General features: G+C 71.2%; 22 protein-coding genes and 1 riboswitch. Of the genes, 4 read left to right on the top strand and 18 right to left on the bottom strand.

The window, feature by feature from the left end; translation table 11 throughout:
- Nucleotides 1–65 precede the first annotated feature (65 nt).
- On the top strand, nucleotides 66–1244 hold the full coding sequence (locus ACWGKQ_RS16785; protein WP_453292666.1) for a Glu/Leu/Phe/Val dehydrogenase dimerization domain-containing protein: 1179 nt from the start codon (nucleotides 66–68) through the stop codon (nucleotides 1242–1244).
- 70 nt (nucleotides 1245–1314) lie between these two features.
- On the opposite strand, the gene ACWGKQ_RS16790 is transcribed toward ACWGKQ_RS16785, so the two are convergent.
- The gene (locus ACWGKQ_RS16790) at nucleotides 1315–1920 is read right to left on the bottom strand and encodes a helix-turn-helix domain-containing protein (RefSeq protein WP_453292667.1); all 606 of its coding nucleotides are present in this window, start codon (nucleotides 1918–1920) and stop codon (nucleotides 1315–1317) included.
- Here ACWGKQ_RS16790 and ACWGKQ_RS16795 point away from each other — a divergent pair.
- Nucleotides 1919–2476, top strand: a complete 558-nt coding sequence (locus tag ACWGKQ_RS16795; RefSeq protein WP_453292668.1) for an N-acetyltransferase family protein — start codon at nucleotides 1919–1921, stop codon at nucleotides 2474–2476. The genes ACWGKQ_RS16790 and ACWGKQ_RS16795 overlap by 2 nt on opposite strands.
- Before the next feature lie 9 nt (nucleotides 2477–2485).
- Nucleotides 2486–3088 (top strand): TetR/AcrR family transcriptional regulator, encoded by a 603-nt coding sequence (locus tag ACWGKQ_RS16800; RefSeq protein ID WP_453292669.1) that lies wholly within the window; start codon nucleotides 2486–2488, stop codon nucleotides 3086–3088.
- Nucleotides 3089–3133: 45 nt separating this feature from the next.
- Here ACWGKQ_RS16800 and ACWGKQ_RS16805 read toward each other — a convergent pair whose 3' ends face one another.
- From ACWGKQ_RS16805 to ACWGKQ_RS16820, 4 genes are all read right to left on the bottom strand, one after another.
- Nucleotides 3134–3919, bottom strand: coding sequence for an SGNH/GDSL hydrolase family protein (locus tag ACWGKQ_RS16805; protein ID WP_453292670.1), 786 nt, complete (start codon nucleotides 3917–3919; stop codon nucleotides 3134–3136).
- A gap of 145 nt (nucleotides 3920–4064) precedes the next feature.
- Nucleotides 4065–4790 (bottom strand): DUF6250 domain-containing protein, encoded by a 726-nt coding sequence (locus tag ACWGKQ_RS16810; protein WP_453292671.1) that lies wholly within the window; start codon nucleotides 4788–4790, stop codon nucleotides 4065–4067.
- A 190-nt stretch (nucleotides 4791–4980) separates the two neighbouring features.
- Entirely contained in the window at nucleotides 4981–5913 is a 933-nt protein-coding gene (locus tag ACWGKQ_RS16815; RefSeq protein ID WP_453292672.1) for a M23 family metallopeptidase, read from the bottom strand.
- Between the two features lie 4 nt (nucleotides 5914–5917).
- Nucleotides 5918–6079: riboswitch (cyclic di-AMP (ydaO/yuaA leader) on the bottom strand.
- Nucleotides 6080–6384: 305 nt separating this feature from the next.
- On the bottom strand, nucleotides 6385–8469 hold the full coding sequence (locus ACWGKQ_RS16820) for an alpha-galactosidase (protein ID WP_453292673.1): 2085 nt from the start codon (nucleotides 8467–8469) through the stop codon (nucleotides 6385–6387).
- Nucleotides 8470–8674: 205 nt separating this feature from the next.
- On the opposite strand from ACWGKQ_RS16820, the gene ACWGKQ_RS16825 reads away from it, so the two are divergent.
- Nucleotides 8675–9472 (top strand): tyrosine-protein phosphatase, encoded by a 798-nt coding sequence (locus tag ACWGKQ_RS16825; protein WP_453292674.1) that lies wholly within the window; start codon nucleotides 8675–8677, stop codon nucleotides 9470–9472.
- 22 nt (nucleotides 9473–9494) lie between these two features.
- Here ACWGKQ_RS16825 and ACWGKQ_RS16830 read toward each other — a convergent pair whose 3' ends face one another.
- The 13 genes from ACWGKQ_RS16830 to hpnC form a co-directional block, all read right to left on the bottom strand.
- A complete protein-coding gene (locus ACWGKQ_RS16830; protein WP_403059265.1) occupies nucleotides 9495–9617 on the bottom strand; it encodes a DUF6126 family protein in 123 nt (40 codons plus the stop codon).
- A complete protein-coding gene (locus tag ACWGKQ_RS16835; RefSeq protein WP_453292675.1) occupies nucleotides 9614–10249 on the bottom strand; it encodes a helix-turn-helix domain-containing protein in 636 nt (211 codons plus the stop codon). The genes ACWGKQ_RS16830 and ACWGKQ_RS16835 overlap by 4 nt, the downstream gene beginning before the upstream one ends.
- 59 nt (nucleotides 10250–10308) lie before the next feature.
- Entirely contained in the window at nucleotides 10309–11694 is a 1386-nt protein-coding gene (locus ACWGKQ_RS16840) for an aspartate aminotransferase family protein (RefSeq protein ID WP_453292676.1), read from the bottom strand.
- On the bottom strand, nucleotides 11691–13667 hold the full coding sequence (gene dxs / locus ACWGKQ_RS16845; protein ID WP_453292677.1) for a 1-deoxy-D-xylulose-5-phosphate synthase: 1977 nt from the start codon (nucleotides 13665–13667) through the stop codon (nucleotides 11691–11693). The genes ACWGKQ_RS16840 and dxs overlap by 4 nt, the downstream gene beginning before the upstream one ends.
- Before the next feature lie 27 nt (nucleotides 13668–13694).
- Nucleotides 13695–14852, bottom strand: a complete 1158-nt coding sequence (gene ispG / locus ACWGKQ_RS16850) for a flavodoxin-dependent (E)-4-hydroxy-3-methylbut-2-enyl-diphosphate synthase (RefSeq protein ID WP_453292678.1) — start codon at nucleotides 14850–14852, stop codon at nucleotides 13695–13697.
- 4 nt (nucleotides 14853–14856) lie between these two features.
- Nucleotides 14857–15879: an adenosyl-hopene transferase HpnH gene (gene hpnH, locus ACWGKQ_RS16855; protein WP_132887281.1), complete on the bottom strand. Its 1023-nt coding sequence runs from the start codon at nucleotides 15877–15879 to the stop codon at nucleotides 14857–14859.
- 5 nt (nucleotides 15880–15884) lie between these two features.
- Nucleotides 15885–16526 (bottom strand): phosphorylase family protein, encoded by a 642-nt coding sequence (locus ACWGKQ_RS16860; RefSeq protein WP_453292679.1) that lies wholly within the window; start codon nucleotides 16524–16526, stop codon nucleotides 15885–15887.
- Entirely contained in the window at nucleotides 16526–18517 is a 1992-nt protein-coding gene (shc, locus tag ACWGKQ_RS16865; protein WP_453292680.1) for a squalene--hopene cyclase, read from the bottom strand. The genes ACWGKQ_RS16860 and shc overlap by 1 nt, the downstream gene beginning before the upstream one ends.
- 117 nt (nucleotides 18518–18634) lie before the next feature.
- Nucleotides 18635–19699 (bottom strand): polyprenyl synthetase family protein, encoded by a 1065-nt coding sequence (locus tag ACWGKQ_RS16870; RefSeq protein ID WP_453292745.1) that lies wholly within the window; start codon nucleotides 19697–19699, stop codon nucleotides 18635–18637.
- Nucleotides 19700–19767: 68 nt separating this feature from the next.
- Nucleotides 19768–21189, bottom strand: a complete 1422-nt coding sequence (hpnE, locus tag ACWGKQ_RS16875) for a hydroxysqualene dehydroxylase HpnE (RefSeq protein WP_453292681.1) — start codon at nucleotides 21187–21189, stop codon at nucleotides 19768–19770.
- Nucleotides 21186–21326 (bottom strand): DUF6380 family protein, encoded by a 141-nt coding sequence (locus tag ACWGKQ_RS16880; protein ID WP_453292682.1) that lies wholly within the window; start codon nucleotides 21324–21326, stop codon nucleotides 21186–21188. The genes hpnE and ACWGKQ_RS16880 overlap by 4 nt, the downstream gene beginning before the upstream one ends.
- Nucleotides 21326–22279 carry a presqualene diphosphate synthase HpnD gene (gene hpnD, locus ACWGKQ_RS16885; protein ID WP_453292683.1) on the bottom strand — a complete coding sequence of 318 codons (954 nt, stop codon included), beginning with the start codon at nucleotides 22277–22279 and terminating at the stop codon, nucleotides 21326–21328. The genes ACWGKQ_RS16880 and hpnD overlap by 1 nt, the downstream gene beginning before the upstream one ends.
- The gene (gene hpnC, locus ACWGKQ_RS16890) at nucleotides 22276–23178 is read right to left on the bottom strand and encodes a squalene synthase HpnC (protein ID WP_453292684.1); all 903 of its coding nucleotides are present in this window, start codon (nucleotides 23176–23178) and stop codon (nucleotides 22276–22278) included. Before hpnC ends, hpnD begins: the two co-directional genes overlap by 4 nt.
- Nucleotides 23179–23330 lie beyond the last annotated feature (152 nt).

The following is a 23330-nucleotide window of genomic DNA, read 5'->3' on the forward strand; positions in this document are numbered from 1 at the left end:
CGCCTCCCAATACTGACCCACTGTTCAGTAGCACTGTTTCTTCACACCGCTCCCGAGGAACCCCCGTGACCGCTCCCCTGATGTCCCTCGTCTGGACCGACCACGTCACCGGCCGCCAGGGTTTCCTGGTCGTCGACCGGCTGGTGCGGGGCGTGGCCAGCGGCGGTCTGCGGATGCGGCCGGGCTGCACCCTGGAGGAGGTCACCGGGCTCGCGCGCGGCATGACGATGAAGGAGGCCCTGCACTACAACCCCGAGGGCCGCTACATCCCGCTGGGCGGCGCCAAGGGCGGCATCGACTGCGATCCGCAGGACCCGGGGTCGTACGCCCTGCTGGTCCGCTACCTGCGCGCCATGCGGCCGTACGTGGAGAGCTTCTGGACCACCGGCGAGGACCTGGGACTCACCCAGGACCTGGTGGACCGGGCGGCCGCCGAGGCGGGGCTGGTCTCCTCGGTCCAGGCCGTGTATCCGCTGCTGGACGACGAGGCGGCGGCCCGCCGGCGGCTGGCGGACGCCTTCGCCGTCGAGGTGGACGGGATCGGGCTCGACGAGCTGGCCGGTGGCTGCGGGGTCGCAGAGTCGGCGCTGACGGCCCTGGACCGGGCCGGGGTGCCGTACGCCGGGACGCGGGTCGCCGTGCAGGGCCTCGGCACGATGGGCGGGGCCACGGCGCGGTTCCTGGCCCGCGCGGGGCTCACCGTCGTCGCGGTCGCCGACATCAAGGGCACGATCGCCAACCCGGCGGGGCTCGACGTCGAGGCGCTGCTGCGCACGCGGGACGCGTACGGCACCGTCGACCGCTCGGTACTGCGCCCCGGTGACGTGGAACTGCCGGGTGACGCCTGGCTGGCCGCCGACGCGGAGGTGCTGGTGCCGGCGGCGGTGTCGTACGCGATCGACTCCGGTAACGAGCACCTGGTCGGCGCCCGCTGGATCGTGGAGGCGGCCAACATGCCGGTGCTGCCCGAGGCGGAGGAGCGGCTCACCGCGCGCGGGGTGACCGTGCTGCCGGACGTGGTGGTGAACTCGGGCACCAATGCCTGGTGGTGGTGGACCCTGTTCGGCGACATCGGCCCCGACGCCGACGAGGCGTTCGCCCACACCCGCCGCTCGATGCGGGCCCTGGTGGAGCTGATGCTGGACCGCGCGGAGTCCGACGGCACGACCCCGCGTACCGCCGCTCACGCCCTGGTGACCGACCGGCTGCCGGTGATCGCGGAGCGGTTCGGCTGGTACCGGTGACGGGACGGCCGCTCAGCGGCGCCCGAGAGCAGCGGCGAGGAGCACCGCGCTCAGCGCCGTGAGGGCCGGCTCACGGCTGGGCGTCGCGGGTGAGGACGACGGCGTAGCGGCACTCGGCGCCGGTGGTGTTGGCGAAGACCCGCTCGGCGGGCGCGCCGAGTTCGATGGTGTCGCCGGCGTCGAGTTCGTGGACCGTGTCGCCGTCATGGAAGGTCAGCCGGCCGTCGAGGACCCAGACGAGTTGCCGCACGAAGGCGAAGGCCGCGGCCGGGTAGGGCACCCGGGCTCCGGCGGGCAGCCGGATCTCGGCGATCTCCGCCGGGAAGCGCGGGCCGGTGATCTGGCGGCGCCGGTAGCCGGTGCCGGGGTCGCGCCACTCGGCGGCGTCGGTGCCGCGCCGTACGCCGGGGCTGTCGGCGACGGGCTCCGGCGCGCCTTCGGCGAGGGCCAGCAGCGAGGCGACGCTCAGCTGGAAGGCAGCCGAGAGCTTGCCGAGCACGACCGCGGTGGGGCTGCTCTCGCCGCGTTCGATCCGGCTGATCATCGCCGGGGAGACCCCGGAGGCCTCCGCGAGCTGCGCCAGGGTCCAGCGGCGGCGCTCCCGCTCGGTGCGGACACGGGCGGCGATCTGCCGCACCAGTGGGTCCGGTGCCGATGGTTCTACTATGTTGGACATGAATCCAATATACGAGAGAAGCCGGGTGACGGTACGCCCGGCCCGGCCGGGTGACGAGGAGGCCGTTCGCGCGATCCGCAACCACGCGATCGAGCACTCGACGGCCCTGTGGACCGAGACCCCGCAGTCCCCCGCCGAGGGCGCGGCCTGGTTCGCCGCCCACCTGGAGCGCGGTTCGGCACTCGTCGCCGAAGGAGCCGGGGCGCCGGGCGAGGTGGCCGGGTTCGCGGTCTACGGCCCGTGGCGCGCGCTGGACGGCTACCGGCACACGGTGGAGAACTCCGTGTACGTCCGTGAGGGGAGCCATGGGCTCGGCATCGGCTCCGCGCTGCTGGGCCCCCTCATCGCCGCGGCGCGCGAGGCCGGCCACCATGTGATGATCGCCGGCATCGAGGCCGGGAACGCCGCGTCGATCCGGCTGCACGACCGGTTCGGCTTCGAAGACGTCGGCACGGTCCGGGAGGTGGGCATCAAGTTCGGCCGCTGGCTGGACCTGACGATCATGCGGCTGGCGCTGACCCGGGACGGCGACGCGGGCGGCGTGACAACCGATTAGGGTGACCGCGTGGCGAGAGTCCGGTTGAGCGTGGCCGAGCGGCGGGAGGAACTGCTGCGGGCCGCCATCGAGCAGATCGAGGCGCGGGGCGTGGCGGCGGTGCGGATCGCCGATGTCGCCTCGGCCCTCGGCGTGAGCAACGCGCTGGTGCTGTACCACTTCTCGACGAAGGAGAAGCTGGTGGCCGCCGCCTTCACCTTCGCCGCCGAGGACGACCTGGCGCGGCTGCGCAAGCTGCTGGGCCGCCGTACGTCGGCGTTGCGCCGGTTGCGGGCGGCGGTGCGCTGGTACGCGCCGACCGGGCAGGCCAAGGGCTGGCGGCTGTGGATCGAGGGCTGGGCGGTGGCGTTGCGGGAGCCCGCGCTGCGGGACGTCACCAAGGGGCTGGACCAGCAGTGGAAGGCGGCGATCGCCGAGGTCATCGCCGAGGGGGTGGCGGCCGGTGAGTTCCGGTGCCCCGACCCCACGGCGGCGGCGCTGCGGCTGACCGCCCTGCTCGACGGGCTCGCCGTCCAGCTGACGTCGTACCCGGGTGCCGTACCCCGCGCCCGGGCGCAGGAGTGGGTGGACGAGGCCCTGGCGCGCGAGTTGGGACTGCCCGGGCAGCAGTAAGGGGCGGTCCGCAAGGATGCCGCCCCTTACCCCGCTCGTACCGCCTCAGGCCACGGAGGCGATCCGCATCTTGATGTCGTCCGGGGAGAGCGCCCCCTTGGCCGTCACATGGTCGCCGGACGACTCGCCGCGCAGCCGGCGCCCGATCCAGGGGACCAGGTACTCGCGGGCCCAGTGCACGTCGTCGCGGCGGACCTCCAGGGCGCCGCGGTGCGGCAGCGGCGGCCACGGCTGGTCCGGGTCGGCGGGTACGTCGACGCCGAGCACCTGGCCGGCGCGCAGCGCCACGCGCGTGTGCCCCTCGGGCGAGAGGTGCAGCCGGTCGTCGTCCCAGGCCCGGCGGTCCTGCACGGTCTTGAGGGACCACAGGTCCAGGACCGGGCAGCCGTACCGGTCGGCGATGGCCCTGACGTGCCCGTTGTACGTGGCGATCTTGCCGCGCATGTGCTTGAGGACGGGCACGCCCCGGGTGTCGAACCCGGTGGTCACCAGCACCGTCCCGATGGCCTCGGTCAGCTGGGCCACGGCCCGCTCGAACCGCTCGGCCACCTCGTCGGGGTCGGTGCCGGGGCGGATGATGTCGTTGCCGCCCGCGCAGAAGGAGACCAGGTCCGGGGCGAGTGCCAGGGCCTGCGGCACCTGGTCCGCCACGATCTGGTCGAGCAGTTTCCCGCGTACGGCGAGGTTGGTGTACTCGAAGTCGCCCTCGGGCCGCCGGTCCGACAGCAGTACCGCGAACCGGTCGGCCCAGCCGACGAACGCCCCGTCGGGGCCGGGGTCGCCGACGCCCTCGGTGAAGCTGTCCCCCACCGCCGCGTACGACCCGATCACTGATGCATTGTCACTCTTCGAATCGTCTCCCACGTCGGACCATGATTCACCTTTGGCTGTGACCTACGCGACCGTAATAAGGGGTTGACGTTCGGTGAGATAAGACACTTTTAAATACTTTGCCAAGCCTGGAATAAGGCTCTGATCAGGGGCGTTGATGTGTCGATCGCCAGACGCGGAAGTCCGCGATCCGAAAGTGGCTCCAGGTGGTCCGGAACGCGAAGTGCCCACCCGTGTAAGGCTCCGGGTCGGTGTAGTCGAACACCAACCGGCCGTTGTTCCACCATTGTACGGTCGGGCCGTCGGACACGATGCGGACACGGTTGGGCTGGTTCGCGACGAGCAGCGGTTCGGTGTAGTCGAGGATCAACGGGCGTACGCCGGGCTCGCCGACGTAACGGCGCAGCCGGGTCGTGGTGTTGTAGTTGGCGCCGTAGCCGGCGTAGTACGTCGTGAGGTAGTCGTACTCGGCGAGCGCACCGCCGCGCGGGGTGGCGAACAGGTCGTCCGGGGAGCGGACGTCGGTGGCGTTCCAGAAGTTGTTGAGGTCCGAGACGCGGTCGTTGCCGCCGCCCTCCGACACCGGTGTGGCGGTGTACTCCAGGACGTACGGCCCTTCGAGACGCTGACGGAACCAGACGGTCGCACCGGCGGGCACGTCGACGTCCAGCGTCCCCTGCGAAGCGGTGACCGTGCCGCCCTGCTCCAGTTCCACGAACCACTGGCGAAGGCCGTGACGGAAGTCGTCGTGGGCGAGCAGCCGGCGGTGCCGGGGTGCGGCGCTCGCGGGGGCGGCGTGTGCCGCGGGGGCGAGGGCAGCGAGGGCGGCTCTGGTGGCCAGGGCTCCGAAGGCTCGGCGGCTGGTCGTCATGCGGCGGGTTCCTTCCGGCGGTCAGGAGTGATGGAAAGCGCTTGCACACACCGGGGATCACTGTGCCGCGGTGCCGCCCTCGCTGTCGATGCCCTGAGCACTCCTGCCACGAGAAGGAAACACCGAAGGCCGGACCCGGGGATCGGGGGTCCGGCCTTCGGAGTGCGTGTCAGACCAGTGGGGCGCCGGGTCAGCCGACGGCGAGGCCCTTCGAGCGGAGGTAGGCGACCGGGTCCACGTCCGAGCCGTAGTCGGGGGTGGTGCGGATCTCGAAGTGCAGGTGCGGGCCGGTCACGTTGCCGGTCGCGCCGGACAGGCCGACCTGCTGGCCCGCGGTCACGGTCTGACCGACCGAGACGGAGAGCGCGGAGAGGTGGCCGTACTGCGCGTAGTAGCCGTCGGCGAGCCGGATGACGACCTGGTTGCCGTAGGCACCGCCCCAGCCCGCCGTGACGACCGTGCCCGCGCCGACGGCCTTGACCGGGGTGCCGGTCGGGACGACGAAGTCGACGCCCGTGTGGTAGCCGCTGGACCACATGCTGCCGGAGACGTGGTAGCCGGTGCCGACGGTGGCTCCGGTGACCGGGAGGGTGAAACCGGCGGCACTCGTCACCGAGCCGTCCGAGCCCTCCGAGCCGTCCGAGGAGGAGGCCGAGGACGAGGCGGACGACGGCGAGTTCGACGGCACCTCGGAACGGGCGCCGGAGTCCATGGTGTCCGTCGTCGCGGCGGGCCGGCCGCCGAGGGCGAGCTTGAGGCCGGGGTGGATCAGCGAGGGGTTGTCGCCGACGGCCTGCCGGTTGTCGGCGTAGAGCCGGTGCCAGCCGCCGGGGACGTGCTGCTCGCGGGCGATCTTCGCGAGCCAGTCGCCGGGCACCACAGTGTAGATGCGGTGCACGGAATGCGCGGCGGAATTCTTTACGGCCGCCTTCTTCACCGCGGTCTTCTCGACTGTCGGAAGTGCCTGCGCGGCCTTTTCGGAAACGGACTGCGAGGTGGCCGCGTGGGCGCCGGTGGCCCCCATGAGCGGCAGTGCCAGCGCGGCGCCACCGGTTCCGGCGACGGCCATCGAGCGGGTGAGGCGCTGGGACTTGGGGCGGCGGTGCTTACCCTTTACGGGCATGGCGCATTCCTCTCCGGCGCCTGCGAGGTGAGCTGTCGGGTTCGGGCTGGAGCTGCCCGGCCACGCACCATTGCGCGACTACACCCCAAGCCTGTCCCGGGAACCGGAACAGGCGGTCTTGCCTGGTGGGTCCCCCGCTCCTGCCGGGCACGGGTGGGTGTGTGGGGACTCCGGGCGGCGGCAGGATTCGGCGTTCCGCCCGGATGTGTGGCGAACGTAAGGGAGTAGGACGGACGTGGACAAGCAGCCGGTTCCGTCTGTCCGAGTTCCACTTGATCCGTTACCGGAATTCACGGTCACCCTCCGTGAATTCCGGCCCATTCGGATTTCCAATCGTCTTGCGAAGCACCGGAATTACGTGAGCATGACGCGCGACGGACGGTCACGAATATGACGCTCCTCACGCACGTCACACCACGTCCCCTTATTCCAGAGCGAGTTGTAACGAAGGTGCTAATTCGGGCAGATGCATCAGATGCGACGGAGCCGGATGACCGACGCATCCAGGTCACCCTTCAGTCCGGTGCGCAGCCCGTGATGCAACAGGACGGCACCTCGATATACTTCGCCCGTTTCGCGGCATTCGTACGACGCGGTGGGGTCGAGACCCTGTAGCCGCAGAGCCGGTGCCGGCTCGCCGTAGCTCTGGGCCTGCAGCCAGGCGAGGACGACGGTCTCGTCGCCGAGCGTGTACTGCACCGCGCTCAGCCCGCCGGCCGGCGGCCGCAGCCGGAACTGGTCGCCGCGCTGCACCAGGGGCCGGATCTCCTTGTAGAGCTCCACCCAGCGGCCGGCCTCGGCGAGCTCCTCCTCGGTCCACTGCGAGAGGTCGCCGCCGACGCCGAGCGCCCCGGCCATCGAGCTGACGAAGCGGAAACGCAGACTGCTGACCCGGCCGTTGAGCTGGTGGTTCGGGCTGTCGGTGACCCAGGCGGACATCACCCGGGCGGGGTGGATCTGGCTGAAGCCGTGCTGGATGGCGAGCCGGTCCAGCGGGTCGGTGTTGTCGGAGGTCCACACCTCGTCGGTGCGGCTCATGATGCCGAGGTCGATCCGCCCGCCGCCGCCGGAGCAGGACTCGATGGCGACGTTCGGGTGCGCCGCGCGGATCCGGTCGAGAAGGGCGTAGAGCCCGCGCACGTGGTCGACCCACAGGCGCTGCGGGTAGGGCTCGCCGGGCCAGCCCGCGTCGGTGAAGCAGCGGTTGAAGTCCCACTTGACGTAGTCGATCGGGGCGCTGGACAGCAGGCCGTCGAGCTGCTCCCAGAGGTACTCCCGGACGTCCTCGCGGGCGAGATTGAGGACGAGCTGGTTGCGGAATTCCGTCCGCTTTCGTCCCTGCTGGTACTGCACCCAGTCGGGGTGGGCGCGGTAGAGGTCGCTGTCCGGGTTCACCATCTCGGGCTCGACCCAGATGCCGAACTGCATGCCGAGGGCGTGCACGTAGTCGGCGAGGGGCTTGAGGCCGGTCGGGAAGCGGTCGGGGTTGGGCGTCCAGTCGCCGAGGCCGGCCCGGTCGCTGGTGCGCTTGCCGAACCAGCCGTCGTCGACCACGAACAGCTCGATACCGATGGCGGCGGCCCGGCGGGCCAGGGTGGCCTGCTGCTCCTCGGAGATGTCGAAGGTGGTGGCCTCCCACGAGTTGAACAGCACGGGCCGGTCCCGGTCGGCGTCCGGGATGATGTACGTCCGCTGGTAGGCGTGCCAGGCACGGCTCGCCCCGCCGAAGCCGCCGTCGGTCCACAGGCCCGCGAAGACCGGGCTGGTGTACGACTCCCCCTCGGCCAGCATCAGCAGGCCCGAGTCGTCGTAGCCGGCGCCGCCGGTGATCTGCACGCGCGCGTCGGGGAGTTGGGCGACGGCGATCCGCCAGGAGCCGGACCAGCCGAGCGCACAGCCCCAGACCTCGCCGCGCTCCTCGGTGGCGTCGGTGTCGAGGGCGACCCAGGGCAGGTGCTGGTGGCTGGTGTGGCCGCGACGGCTGCCGATGACCTTCTCGCCGTAGGTGAGCGGAGCGCTGGTGAGGCGGGACTCGGCGGCCCAGCGGCCGTGCAGCTGGGAGAGCCGCCAGCCCTCGCGGTCGGGAAGCGTCCAGGCGGCGGGGTCGGCGCGCAGCAGCTCCACGCGCGCGTGCCCTTCGTTGCCGACGGTCACCCAGCGCTCCACGACGTCGCCGCGCATCCGGTAGTGCAGGGTGATGAGGATGCCGTCGTCCCGGAAGCGCAGCCGCAGCTCGTCGCCGTCCGCGCCGGCCTCGGTCTCGTAGGCCTCGAAGGTCCACTCGGTGCCGCGCCGCTCCTCGGTGCGCACGGACAGGGCGGGGCGGACGAACCGGGGCCCGCCCTCGACGGGGTACTCCTCGCGGCCGTCGAGCGGGGACTCGAAGGCCCAGTAGCCGGGCAGTGCCCGGGTGCTGAGCTCCTCGGCGTCGGCGAGCTGGATTCTGGCGCCCCAGTGCAGGTGGAGCAGTTCGTCGGCCTCCGTGAGATGCAGCGCATAGCTGCTGCTGGGGCCCGACAGGAGCCAGGTACGACCGTTTTCGGCGATGTCCACCATCGAGAACCCTCAAACCTCACACAGCTGCCAACAGATCCACTCAAGCACCAACATCATCAAGGGCTACGGGTTCCGGAAGCAAGGGCCACGGGCCCCGGAGGCGATGCCTGTGGACAACTTCATTGCCTGCGGAAACCGATGTCGTATGGTCGAGCCAGTGCCCGTCGACGAGCCGCGCCGACGGGGCCGACCGGGAGGAGCCCCCGTGACGCAGCAGGTCCCGTCCACCGAGCCCGAGCTGGCCGGGGTGCGCAACTTCCGTGATGTGGGCGGCCTGCCGACCGTGGACGGGCGGCGGGTGCGGCCGGGCGTGCTGTTCCGCAGCGGGCATCTGGCGCACGCCACGGAGCAGGACGCGGAGTTCCTCGCCTCGCTCGGCCTGCACACGATCTTCGACTTCCGCAACGCGGCCGACCAGAAGCTGGAGGGCCCGGACGTCGAGCTGCCCGGCGTGCGGAACGTGAACCTGCCGCTGACCGACCCGGCGCACGGCGCCGAGTTCTGGACGATGGTCCGCGAGGGTGACATCGAGCAGCTGCGCGGGCTCCTGGGGGACGGCAAGGCCGCGGGCCGGATGGTCAGCTCCTACCGCACGATCGTCAAGGAGCGCACCGGCGAGCATTCGCGCGTGCTGCACGCGATCGCCGAGGACAGCGTCCCGGCGCTGATGCACTGCGCGGCCGGCAAGGACCGGGCGGGCATCTCCATAGCGGTGACACTGCTCGCGGTGGGCGTGGATCGGGACGCCATCCTCGCCGACTACCTGGAGTCCAACGCCAAGCACCGCCGCTACAAGGTGCGGCGCAGCGGCAGCGGCGAGAGCGTGTACAGCCCCGAGGTGATGGAGCTGCTGAGCCCGCTCTTCGACGCCCGCGCGGAGTACCTGACGGCGGCCTTCGAGAGCATCGACGAGGCGTGGGGCGACGTCGACACCTACCTGGAGCAGGGGCTGAAGCTGGCCCCGGAGACCCGGGAGCGGCTGCGCGAGCGCCTGCTCGACTGAGGCCGGGCGCGGACGGGAGCGCTCAGCCCTTGCCGCCGACGGCGAACAGCAGGTAGAGGAACGCGGCGAAGACGTGCCCGACGGCGATGTAGATGATGAGCCGGACCCACAGGGCCCGGGGGAACTTCTCCTCCATGTCGGTCATGGCAGCTCTCCGGTGATCGGGCCCAGGCACAGCGCGGCCGTGGGACTCTGCAGCAGGGTGTGGACGAACAGGAGCTCGACCCCGTCCTGGTCCTCGGCGGCGAGCCGGTGCGGGGTCAGCGAGTCGAAGTGCGCGCTGTCGCCGGGCGCGAGCACATGCGTGGTGTCACCGAGCCGCAGCCGGAGCCGGCCGCGCAGGACGTACAGCCACTCCTCGCCGGGATGCACCCGCACGATGTCGCCCTGGGTGCCGTACGGCACCCGGACGCGCAGTGCCTGCATCCCCCGGCCGGACGCCCCGGCCTGCCAGTACGTCCAGCCACCGGCCCGGGTCGGTTCCATGTCGCCGGCGCGCACGATCGCGTCCCGGTCGGCGACGGTCTCGCCCAGCAGCTCCGAGACCGTCGTGCCGTAGACCCGCGCGAGCGCGAGCAGCATCGGCAGCGAGGGCTGCCGCTGTCCGGTCTCCAGCCGGGAGAGGTGCGCGGGCGACAGGCCCGCGTCCCGGGCCGCGGCCTCCAGGGTGAGACCGGCACGGCGGCGCAGGGAGCGCAGCTGCGGGGCGACGGCGGGCAGGTCGCCCACCGGTCCGCCCGTATGCTGTTTCTCGTGCTCTTTCTCGGAGGAGCTCATGCCTCCATTCAGCCGCAGACTTGTCTCTGCGGCAATTTTCTTGCCTCAGAGACAAAAAGCTAGCGGTTGGCCACCGCCTGCTTGATCAGGGTCTTGCCGAAGTCCCACATCAGACCGCCCCCGCTGTGCGCGTCGTCCATGACGTCCGTGAAGGCGTCCACGAAGCGGTCCACGTCCGTCTCGTCGACGATCAGCGGCGGGATGAGCTTGATCACCTCCAGGTGGTCGCCGGAGACCTGGGTGAGGATCCGGTGCCGTTGCAGCAGCGGTACGACGACCATCTGGGCGAACAGGCCCTTGCGGGCGGCCTGGAGCATGGTCCAGCGGCTGCGCAGCTTCAGCGAGCTGGGCCGGCCGAACTCGATGCCGATCATCAGGCCCCGGCCGCGTACGTCGGCGAGCAGTTCGTACTTGTCGGTCAGGGCGGCGAGCCGGGACTTGAGCTGCTCCCCCACGGCCCGGGAGTTGGCGACGATCTGGTCGTTCTCCATGACCGACAGGACGGCGAGCCCGGCCGCCATGGCCTGGGCGTTGGCACCGAAGCTCGCCGAGTGGACCAGGACGCGGTCCATGGACGAGTAGACCTTCTTGAAGATCCAGTCCTTGCCGAGGGTCGCGCCGACCGGGACGTACCCGCCGGAGAGCGCCTTCGCCACGCACACCAGGTCCGGCTCGACACCCTCCTCGTGCTGGTAGGCGTAGAAGTCACCGGTGCGGCCGAGGCCGGTCTGCACCTCGTCGGCGATGAGCAGCGCCTTGTGCCGGTGCAGCAGCTCCTGCGCGGCCCGCAGATAGCCGGGCGGCGCCTCGTGCACGCCCTTGCCCTGGATCGGCTCGACGATCAGCGCGGCGACGTCGCCCTTCTTCAGCTCCCGCGCCAGGGCGTCGAGATCGCCGAGAGGCACCGCCGTGTCGGGCAGCAGCGGGGCGAAGCCGTCCCGGAAGCCGGTCTCGCCGTTGACCGACAGCGAACCGGTGGTCAGGCCGTGGAAGGCGTGGTCGCAGTAGAGGACACGGGGTCTGCCGGTGGCGAAGCGGGCGAACTTCAGGGCCGTCTCGACCGACTCGGTGCCGCTGTTGCCGAAGAACACCCGGTCCAGGTGCGGGCTGTGCGAAAGGAGCCGCTCGGCGAGCAGCCCGGGCAGCGGCTGGCAGTCGAACCGGGTGAGGTCGGCCAGCTGGGCGTCCAGGACGTCGTGCAGGGCCTTGCGGACGACGGGGTGGTGCCGGCCCAGGCCCATCACCCCGAACCCGGCGAGCATGTCCAGGTAGTCGTTGCCGTCCGCGTCCCAGAAGTGCGCGCCCTCGGCCCGCTCGTAGACCTTGTCGAAGCCGATGGTGTGCAGCATGCGCGGGAGCTGGTGGTTGAGGTACTTGCCGTGCAGCTCGTACCGCTCGGCTCCACGCTCGGCCAGCAAGGCGCCGAGGTCGAACTCCTTGGTCATTCCTTCTCCTTGTAAGCGCCCTCACGGTCAGCGCCCCGTAGGGGCGCGGGGAACTGCGCGATCAGCCCGGACGGCGCCGCACCCGCCACACGACCCCCCGCGGCACCCCGTCCCGCGAGACTGGACCCGATCCGCCCCGCGATCTCGACGGGCGTCAGCCCGATGTCGGCCAGCACCTCCCCCCGCTTCGCATGCGCCAGGAACTGCTCCGGAATCCCGAACCTCCGCACCGGCACGTCCACTTCGGCGTCGCCGAGCGCGAGCGCCACCGCCGCGCCCACGCCGGCCGCCCGGCTGTTGTCCTCGACGACGGCCACCAGCTCGTGCCGCGCCGCCAGACCCGGCAGCGCGGGATCCACCGGTTTGACCCAACGCGGGTCCACCACTGTGCAGTCGATGCCCCGCGCGGCCAGCAGCTCGGTCGCCTGGAGGCAGACCGGTGCCATCACGCCGACCGCGACCAGCAGCACCCGCGGGTCGTCCCCGCGGTGCAGGACATCGATCCCGCCGACACGGTCGACCGCCGGGATCTCCGGGCCCACCGACTCCTTCGGGAAGCGCACCAGGGTGGGCGCGTCGTCGACGGCGACCGCCTCGCGCAGCTGGAGCCGCAGCTGTTCGGCGTCGCGCGGGGCGGCGATCCGCAGGCCGGGTACGACCTGGAGGATCGACATGTCCCACATGCCGTTGTGCGAGGCCCCGTCGACACCCGTGACGCCCGCCCGGTCCAGCACGAACGTCACCCCGCAGCGGTGCAGCGCCACGTCCATCAGCAGTTGGTCGAAGGCACGGTTCAAGAACGTGGCGTAGACGGCGACGACGGGGTGCAGCCCGCCGGTCGCGAGGCCGGCCGCCGAGACCGCCGCATGCTGCTCGGCGATGCCGACGTCCCACACCCGGTCGGGGAAGCGTTCGGCGAACTTGCCGAGGCCGACCGGGTGCAGCATGGCCGCGGTGATCGCCACGACGTCGTCCCGCTCCTCGCCGATCCGGACGATCTCGTCGCCGAACACCGAGGTCCAGGAAGGGCCGTTGGACGGCGCGAGCGGCTCGCAGGTGAGCGGGTCCATCACGCCGACGGTGTGGAAGTGGTCCTCCTCGTGGGCGAGGGCGGGTTCGTAGCCGCGCCCCTTCTCGGTGAGGCAGTGCACCAGCACCGGCCCGTGGAAGCGTTTCGCGCGCCGCAGCGCGGACTCGACCGCCTTGATGTCGTGGCCGTCGATCGGGCCGACGTACTTGAGGCCCAGGTCCTCGAACATGCCCTGCGGGGCGAAGGCGTCCTTGAAACCCTTCTTCGCGCCGTGCAGGGACTCGTAGATGGTGTTGCCGATGACCGGAGTGCGCAGGAGTACGTCCTTGCCCCAGGCCAGCACCTGCTCGTAGCTGTCCGTCGTGCGCAGCGTGGCGAGGTGGTTGGCGAGGCCGCCGATGGTGGGGGCGTACGACCGCTCGTTGTCGTTGACGACGATGATCAGCGGCCGGTCCTTCGCCGCCGCGATGTTGTTGAGCGCCTCCCAGGCCATCCCGCCGGTCAGCGCGCCGTCGCCGATCACCGCGACGACATGGCCCTTCTCCCCCTGCACCTGGCGGGCCTTGGCGAGGCCGTCGGCCCAGCCGAGCGCGGTGGAGGCATGGCTGTTCTCGATGACGTCGTGCTCGGACTCCTCCCGCGAGGGATAGCCGGACAGGCCGCCCTTGCCGCGCAGCTTGGAGAAGTCCTGGCGGCCGGTCAGCAGCTTGTGCACATAGCTCTGGTGGCCGGTGTCCCAGAGGATGCGGTCGACCGGGGACTCGAAGACCCGGTGCAGCGCGACGGTCAGCTCCACGACACCCAGGTTGGGCCCGAGGTGGCCGCCGGTCCTGGCGACCGCGTGCACCAGGAACTCGCGTATTTCTTCGGACAGTTCACCGAGTTCCGCCTCGGACAGCGCCTTCAGGTCGCGTGGTCCCCGGATGGTCTCCAGAATCGTCACGCTCGGCCCCCTCTCGGTCCGTGCTCTTCAGCTCACCGTGACGGCGGGTGCTCCGGACCCGGCGCCGTCCTGCTCCATCTGCTCGGCGATCTTCATCGCTTCCTCGATGAGGGTCTCCACGATCTTCGACTCGGGCACGGTCTTGATGACCTCGCCCTTGACGAAGATCTGCCCCTTGCCGTTGCCGGAGGCGACCCCCAGGTCGGCCTCCCGTGCCTCGCCGGGGCCGTTGACCACACATCCCATGACGGCGACGCGCAAGGGCACCTCCATGCCCTCGAGCCCCGCCGTGACCTCGTCCGCCAGCTTGTAGACGTCGACCTGGGCGCGTCCGCAGGACGGGCAGGAGACGATCTCCAGGCGCCGCTGTCGCAGGTTCAGCGACTCCAGGATCTGGATGCCGACCTTGACCTCCTCGGCGGGCGGGGCGGACAGCGAGACGCGGATGGTGTCACCGATGCCCTGCGAGAGCAACGCCCCGAAGGCGACCGCCGACTTGATCGTCCCCTGGAACGCCGGGCCCGCCTCCGTGACCCCGAGGTGCAGCGGGTAGTCGCACTGGGCGGCGAGCTGCCGGTACGCCTCGATCATCACGACCGGGTCGTTGTGCTTGACCGAGATCTTGATGTCCCGGAAGTCGTGCTCCTCGAAGAGCGAGGCCTCCCAGAGAGCGCTCTCCACGAGCGCCTCGGGAGTCGCCTTGCCGTACTTCTCCAGGAGCCGGCGGTCGAGCGAGCCGGCGTTGACCCCGATCCGGATCGGGGTGCCGTGGTCCTTCGCGGCTCGCGCGATCTCCTTGACCTTGTCGTCGAACTGCTTGATGTTGCCGGGGTTGACGCGGACCGCCGCGCAGCCGGCCTCGATCGCCGCGAACACGTACTTCGGCTGGAAGTGGATGTCCGCGATCACCGGGATCTGGGACTTCCGCGCGATCGTCGCCAGGGCGTCCGCGTCGTCCTGCGTGGGGCAGGCGACGCGGACGATCTGGCAGCCGGACGCGGTGAGTTCGGCGATCTGCTGCAGGGTGGCGCCGATGTCCGAGGTGCGGGTGGTGGTCATCGACTGAACGGACACCGGGGCACCGCCGCCGACCGCCACGGACCCGACATGGATCTGCCGGGACACGCGTCGCTCGGCGATCGGCCGGGCCGGGACCTCCGGGAGGCCCAGGGAAATGGCTGTCATGCCGTCACTCCCGGTTCCCGGAGACCGTCTCGCGCATCGCGCGCAGGGACTCCTTGAGCGACCCCATGGTGGCGAGGACGGCGGTGGGCTCGTAGCCGCAGTGCGCCATGCAGTTGGCGCAGCGCGGGTCCTTGCCGCGGCCGTACTTATCCCAGTCGGTCTTCTCGATGAGTTCGCGGTACGTCGGCACGTACCCGTCGCTCATCAGGTAGCAGGGGCGCTGCCAGCCGAAGAGCGAGTAGTTCGGGATCGCCCAGGCCGTGCACGGGAAGTCGACCTTGCCCTCCAGGAAGTCCAGGAAGAGCGGGGAGTGGTTGAGCCGCCACTTCTTGCGGTTGCCGCCCGCGAAGGCCTTCTTGAAGAGTTCGCGGGTCTGCTCGACGCCGAGGAAGTGCTCCTGGTCGGGGGCCTTCTCGTAGGCGTAGGCGGGCGAGATCATCATCTCGTCGACCTTGAGGTCGTCGTTGAGGAAGTTGAGCACCTCGATGATGGTCTGCGGGGTGTCCGTGTTGAAGAAGGTCGAGTTGGTGGTCACCCGGAAGCCGCGCCGCTTGGCCTCCTTGATGGCCGCCACGGCCTCGTCGAACACGCCTTCCTTCGCAACGGACTCGTCGTGCCGCTCGCGCAGCCCGTCGATGTGCACCGCGAAGGCGAAGTAGGGCGAGGGCGTGAACTTGTCCATCTTCTTGCGCAGCAGCATCGCGTTGGTGCAGAGGAAGACGTACTTCCGCTTCGCCACCAACTGCCGCACGATCTCGTCGATCTGAGGGTGCATCAGGGGTTCGCCGCCCGCGATGGACACCATCGGCGCACCGGACTCCAGCACCGCCCCGACCGCCTGCGCGACCGGCATGCGCTGCTTCAACACCCCCGCCGGGTGCTGGATCTTGCCGCAGCCCTCACATTTCAGGTTGCACGCGAAGAGGGGTTCCAGCTCCACGATCAGCGGGAACTTGTCCCGCTTGCGAAGCTTCTGTTCGGCCAAGTAGGTAGCGACCTTGATCGACTGACGCAGCGGCATGGCCATCTGGCTCACCTCCGGGGGAGCAGCAAAGAACGGTGCCATTCGAAGAAAGCTGGAAGAACGGAACGAAGAACGCGGAAAGCAGATATTCCACCGCGCACCGTGCCGATCCGGACGAGTTCATGTTCAGGAGCGTCCACGACCACCCGTACGGCCGCAACCGGGCGCTCGCCCGCGCGCACGGCGCTCAGGAGTGTGGCCGCGGATTCCATGTCGACCGCGATTGCGCCGGTCGCGAGCAGATCCGACCGCTCGTGACCGCGGACGACGTGATCGGAGCCGGTGACGGGACCGGTGTGGACGGTACGGCCGGGCAGCGTCCGCACCAGCTCCTTCACCAGGAGTTCGGTGCCGACGCACGGGACGCTGCCGCGGGGGTCCCGGGTCTCCTCGGCGACGACCAGGTCGCCGGGGTGCATCCCGGGGGCGAGCCCCGCGCAGAAGCCCGTCGCCAGGACCGCGGCACCGGCGAACGCGGGATCGGCCAGGACCCGGGTGACGGACCGTTCCGCCGCCTTGGGACCCATGCCGGTGCGCAGCACGGTGACGGGCCCGCCCGCGTCCCCCCGGTCCCCGGCGCGCAGGGCGAGGTGCTCGATGCCGAGTGCGCAGGCGATCAGCAGCGGGGCCGGCGCGGGCGTGGGGTTCATCAGTCCCCCTCGGCCTCGGGGGTGGGCTCGCCGTGGACGTAGCGGCCGAGCGCGGTGAGCGGGAAGACCTGCCGGTAGAGGTGGTAGTTGATGGAGAAGTCCCAGGGGAAGCCGGTGCCGGTGAAGTAGGGCTCGTCCCAGGAGCCGTCCTCGGCCTGCGTCTCGGCGAGCCACCGGACGCCCCGCTCGACGGCCTTGCTGTCCTTCTCCCCCGCCGCGAGCAGCGCCATCAGCGCCCACGCGGTCTGGGAGGCGGTGGAGGCGCCGCGGCCGCTCCAGTCGTCGGCGTACTTGTAGGAGCGCAGGTCCTCGCCCCAGCCTCCGTCCTCGTTCTGGACCTGCTCCAGCCAGGTCACCGCGCGCCGGATCGCCGGGTGCGAGGCGGGCAGCCCGGCCGCGGTGAGCGCGGGGACCACCGAGCCGGTGCCGTAGACGTAGTTGACGCCCCAGCGTCCGAACCAGGCGCCGTTCGGCTCCTGTTCGGCGAGCAGCCACTCGATGCCGCGCCGGGTGCGCGGGTCGTGGGACATGCCCTCGAAGGCCAGCATCTCCACGACGTGCGCGGTGACGTCGGCCGACGGCGGGTCGATGACCTCGCCGAAGTCGCAGAACGGCAGCCGGTTGGGGAACGGGCTGGTGTTGTCGACGTCGAACGCGCCCCAGGCGCCGTTCTTCGACTGCATGCCGAGGTTCCAGCGCACCCCGCGCCCGATGGCCTTCTCCATCCGCTCGGGGTCGTGGTGGCGGACCCGGCGCAGCGCGAGGACGACCTCGGCGGTGTCGTCGATGTCGGGGTAGTTGTCGTTGTGGAACTCGAACGCCCAGCCGCCGGGCGGCAGCTGGGGGCGCTTGACCGCCCAGTCGCCGAGCCGCACGATCTGCTCGCCGAGCATCCAGTCGGCGGCCTTGACGAGTTGCGGGTGGTCGGCGGGCAGCCCCGCGTCGGCGAGCGCGATGGTCGCCAGGCAGGTGTCCCACACCGGCGACTGGCAGGCCTCGATCATCCGGGCGCCGTCCTCGCGCCACACGGCGTAACGATCCAGCGATTCAAGTCCCGCGCGCATCACGGGGTGTTCGAGGTCGTAGCCGAGCAGGTAAAGGGCGATCACCGAGTACACGGCCGGGGGCTGGATGCCGCCCCACGCGCCGTCGTTCTCCTGGCGCTCGACGATCCAGCGGGCGGCGGACCTGAGCGCGGAGCCGCGCAGCCGGCGCAGCGCGACCTTGCGGTAGCCGCGGACAACCTTGTCGAGCCGCTGGAAGACGCCTTCCCAGCTGGCCACCGGGGCCAGCGGCTGGGGCGGGTTAGGGTCGGCCGGGTCGGTGTGGAGCTCGTCCAGCGGGAAGGGGGCGGGGCGCACCGGGCGCTTGGCCGAGACCACGGTGAGCGGCACGATGGTCTGCCGGGCCCACTGGCCGAAGTTGTAGATGCTGAGCGGGAACCACTTGGGGAAGTACAGGAGCTCCGGCGGGAGTTCGGGCAGGTCCTCCCATTTCCACCAGCCGAACAGGGCCAGCCAGATCCGGGTGAAGACCCGGGCGGCGGCGATCCCGCCGCGCTCGCGGATCCAGGCCGACGCCTTGGCCATGTGGGGCGCGTCCGGCGCGTCCCCGGCCAGCCGCAGGGCGACGTACGCCTCGATGGTGGTGGAGAGTTCGCCGGGGCCGCCGTAGAAGGTGGTCCAGGTGCCGTCCTCGCGCTGCTCGCCGCGGATGAAGAGCGCGGCGGCGGCGGTCGTGGCCTCGTCGCGGATGCCCAGGAACTGGCGGAGCAGCAGATCCTCGGCGTCCATGGTGACGTTGGTCTCCAGGTCGCCCTTCCACCAGCCCTGTGCGTCCTGCTGGGCGAGCAGATGGTCGGTGGCACGCCGTACGGCGCGTTCGGCGGCTTCTTGTACCCCGGCCGCCACGGGGGTGGTGAGTTCGGTGCTGGCCGAGTCGGCCCGGGGCGGCAGGGTGGCCCCGGTGCTTCCGTCGGTCGTCGCTGTCATGGCTTCCCCTTCGTGCAGTCGTACGAAATCGTTCTGCTGCGGGTCCGCCGTCGGCCGGTGCTGGCTGCGCGCTCGCACCGGCCGGCGACTACGCGAGGGCTATTCGACCGATAATGATCATCTCTTTCGTACGACGACGAAGTCGGCCAGCGCCGTGAACCGGGCCCGGACCTGGTCGGGCATGGCGATGGCGTGCAGGGCCTCGATGGCGATGGTGTGCTGACGACGGGCCTCTTCGGCGGTCCACTCGCGGCCGCCGGCCTCCTCGATGAGGGCGGCGCGGGCGGCGAACTCCTCCTCGGAGAAGTTCTCGAAGTCGCTGCTCTTGGCGTCGGCGGCGAGGATCTCGCCGAGCCGCTCGGAGGCGGCCCCGCCCGCGGCGAGCGCGGCGACCACCGGCAGGGACTTCTTGCGCTGGCGCAGGTCGCTCCAGGTCTGCTTGCCGGTGGCGTCCGGATCGCCCCAGATGCCGAGCAGGTCGTCGACGGCCTGGAAGGCGAGGCCGAGGTGGTAGCCGTACTTCTCCAGGGTGTCGGCGGTGCGGTCGTCGGCGCCGCCGAGCACCGCGCCGATGGAGCTGGAGGCGGCGAGCAGGGCGCCGGTCTTGTTGCCCTCCATCTCCAGGCACTCCTCGACGCTGACCCGGTCGCGGTGCTCGTAGGAGATGTCCTGGGCCTGGCCGTCGATCAGGGCGCGGGTCGCGGTGGTGAGCCGCCGGGTGGCCCGCCCGGCCTCGACGGTGCCGAGTTCAAGCAGGACCTCGTTGGCGAGGGCGAACAGGGCGTCGCCGACCAGGATGGCCTGGGCGGGGCCGTGCACCTTCCAGACGGTGTCGCGGTGCCGGCGCTGTTCGTCGCCGTCCATCAGGTCGTCGTGGAGGAGAGAGAAGTTGTGGACGAGTTCGACGGCGACGGCTCCGGGGATGCCGACCTCGGGGGCGGCACCGGTGACCTCGGCGGAGAGCACGGCGAGCGCGGGGCGTACGGCCTTGCCGCCGTCGCCGTCGGCGGGGTTGCCCTCGGCGTCGATCCAGCCGAAGTGGTAGGCGGCCACGGTGTCCATGGGGGAGGCCAGGCGGTCGACAGCCGCCCGCAGTACCGGTGTGGCAAGGGTCCGGCCGCGCTCCAGGAGCGCGGTCACGTCCACTGCGGTCGCTCGAGCGGCCGTCTCGGCCGGGGGCACAGTGGGCACAGTCTCTCCTCTTGTTGCGGTACCGGGGGTGCGGGGGCCTGCCGCCTGCTGATCGAGCGTCACGCCGCCTCCTCGAACTCGAAGAGGTGACGGGGGCGGGGCCGGCCCAGGGTGCCCAGCACGGCGTCCGCCGCGCTCACACCGCTGCGGACCGCACTCTCCATGGTCGCGGGCCACCCGGTGGCGGTCCACGCTCCGGCCAGGTAGAGGCCGGATGCCTTGGTGCGGGCGCCGGGCCGCAGCCGCCCGACGCCGGGGGTGGGGGCGAACGTCGCGGTGCGCTCCCGGGTCACGAAGAAGTCCCGCACCCCGGCGCCGCGCGCACCGGGCAACAGCCGTTCCAGCTCGGGCAGATACCGCTCGCGCAGGTCGGCCACGGGGGTGTCGATCTCGTCCTGGGCGGCCGACTGGGACAGCGCGAGGTACTGGCCCTCACGCAGCCCGGAGGCGTGGGTGCGGTCGAACACCCACTGGACCGGGGTGCCGAGGGCCGCGAAGAACGGCTTGGTGAGCACCGTACGGTCGTAGACCACATGGACGTTGAGGATCGGCGCGGTGCCGATCTCCAGCAGGTTCTCCGGGGCGTCGAGGGCACCGGCCGGCAGCAGGTCGTACGCCTCGCGCTGGGCGACGGCGAGCACGACGGCGTCGGCGGTGAGTGTCTCGCCGGGAACCTGAACGCTCCAGGTGCCGTTCTCGTTAGTGGAGACGGAGGTGACGCGTGTACGGACCTCGGTACGCACGCCCGCGGAGTCGAGCGCCTTGCGGGCCAGCCGGTCGTGCAGTTCGCCCAGCGGCACATGGGCCCAGCCGATGTCGGCCGCGCCCGGGTCGGACAGCAGACCGGTCTTGAACACCATCGCGGCGAGCCCCAGCGAGGCGTCGCCCGCGACCGCGTTGAGGGTGGCGACCCCGACCAGGTCCCACAGGGCCTCGATGGCACGCGCCGACTGGCCGTGGGCGGCCAGCCAGCTGCCGAAGTCCTGTGCGTCCAGGCTCGGATCGGCGAGGTCGAGCCCCTTGAGCGCGAGCGCGGCACGCCCCACGCCGGCCCGCTCGGCGAGCGAGAGGTGCGGATAGGCGGCCAGGCTGCGCCCCAGGTGCAGGGGTACGGGCAGCGGGTCGCGCCGCAGCCTGCCCAGGCGCCGCCCCTCCGGCTTGGCGAGGTCGAGCACGGGCACGTCGAGGCGGGCCTGCACCGGTGCCAGCGCCGTGCCCTCGATGCGGTCGAGGAACCAGCGGTAGGCGGTGCAGCAACGCAGGTACACGTGCTGGCCGTTGTCCACGGTCAGGTCGCCGCGCTGGAAGGAGAAGGCGAGCCCGCCCAGGCGCGGCCTGCCTTCGAGCAACGTCACGCGCACGCCCGCGTCGGCGAGCGCGAGCGCGGCCGTGATGCCGGCGAGTCCGCCGCCGATCACGACGGCGGTGCGCCCGGACGGGATGTCGTCGTGCGTCCCTTCGGATCGCGTGCCGTCGGTCATCGTGTCGCCTCTCCTGCCTTACCGCCGCGCCGGTGGAACGGGGCAGGGCGGGCCGTCGCAGTCAGGGACGCCACCCCGTGCCGGAGGGTTGCCTGCCGTTTTCCTCCGGTGGAGTCACCTTGCCCCACTCTGTCCATCAGGCACGCCTCCTGGCGGTCAGCCGGGAGGTGTGGCGCCGGGTGTCGAGCCCGGACAGCCCGCGCACGGCGACATACGCCTTCTCGCGCCCGGGCAGCGAGACCCGGCCGCGCAGCACCGCCTCCGGTTCGCGCTCGATGCGGTCGAGCAGCCGGCGGTAGATGCCGGCCATGGCGGCGACACAGGCGCCGCTGCGCCGGTCGAGCATGGGCAGCAGCCGGTAGCCCTCGGCGAAAAGGGCACGGGCGCGCCGTACTTCGAAGTGCACGAGACCCGCGAAGTCGGAGCCCTCCGGCGGGGTCGGCCCGTGGAACCCGGCCGAGCAGCCGAACTTGGCGAGGTCGTCGGAGGGCAGGTAGGTACGGCCGTTGCCGGCGTCCTCGCGGACGTCTCTGAGGATGTTGGTGAGCTGGAGTGCGAGCCCGAGTGTGTCGGCGTACTCCGGCGCGCGCTCGGCGCCGCGCGCCCCCGGTTCGGTACCGAAGACACCGAGCGAGAGCCGGCCGATGGCGCCGGCCACGCAGCGGCAGTAGACCTTGAGGTCGTCCCAGGTCTCGTAGTGCTCGCCGCGTACGTCCATCAGCACGCCGTCGATCAGCTCGTCCAGGCCGCCGAGCGGGATCGGGAAGGCCTGGGCGGCATGCGCGAGGGCGACCGCGACCGGGTCGGTGTCGTCCTCGGCGACGGCGCCCTCCTGGACCCGGGCGAGCAGCGCCCGGGTGTCCTCCAGGCGGGCCGTCTTCACGTCGTCCGCCAGCTCTCCGTCGCCGATGTCGTCGACGCGCCGCGAGAAGGCGTAGAGCGCCGACATGGCGCGCCGCTTCGGCGCGGGCAGCAGCCTGATGCCGTAGGCGAAGTTCCTCGCCTGCTGTCCGGTGACGGTCTCGCAGTAGCTGTAGGCGGCGAGTACCGGTGCGGACACGTGTGTGGGAGAGTCCACGGTCCGGATCACCCCTCTCCTCGCAGAGTCACGCCCACCTCACGCAGCAACCGGCCCTTGCCGGGCTTGGGCGGGCCGGGAAGTACGTCGTATTCGGCGGCGGCGATCGCTTCGATCGCCGCCCTTCCCCCCGCCACGAACCCCGCGAGCAGCAGCTTCAACCTGCCGTGGACGCTACCCACAAGGGGGGCGCCTTCATTCAGGAGATCGCGGGCGCGTTGTGCTTCGTATGCAACCAGTGCACGCACCGATGCGCCCGTGGTTTTCCTGGCGAGATCCGCCTCCTGGACGTGAAAGCGCTTCATGTCCTCAGCGGGCAGATAGATCCGGTCGCGGCCGAGGTCCTCGGCCACGTCCTGGAGGTGTTCGACGATCTGCAGTGCGGTGCAGATCGCGTCGGAGAGCCGGATCCGCTCGGGGGTCGCGGTGCCGGTGACGGCGAGGACCAGGCGGCCGACGGGATTGGCGGACAGCTCGCAGTAGGCGAGGAGGTCGTCGTAGGTCTCGTACCGCTTGACGAGCTGGTCCTGGCGGTTGGCGGCGACCAGCCCGAGGAACGGCTCGGGGGTCAGCGCGCGGCGGCGGACGGTCGGCTTGAGCCTGCGCAGCAGGGGGTGGTACGGGGTGCCGTCGAAGACGCGGTGCAGGTCGGCCTCGAAGGCGTCGAGCAGGACCAGGCGGTCCTCGGCCTGCTCCGGTGAGACCCCGAGGAGGCGGGCGTCGGCGCCGCCGGGGGCCAGGTCGCCGTCGCCGATGTCGTCGACGAGGCGGGCGAAGCCGTACACCGCCATCAGATCGTCGCGCCAGGCTTTCGGCAGGAAGAAGGGGGCCACGGGGAAGTTCTCGTCCGCGGCCTTGTCCAGGGTGCCGCGCTCCGGGTCTCCGGTGCGCACCGGGCCGGCTGCCGTCACCGTTCGCTGCCCGGGGCATGGACGGCGCGGCCTGGGTTGAGCTGGGGAGTTTCCGTAGCCATTGCCGTCACATCTCCCGTTCTACACTGCCGACCCAATACACACTATTTCGGACACGCCGCCCGGCATTCCGCAGGGCGGCCCGGCGGAGG

It is taken from the genome of Streptomyces sp. NPDC054770 (assembly GCF_053611985.1).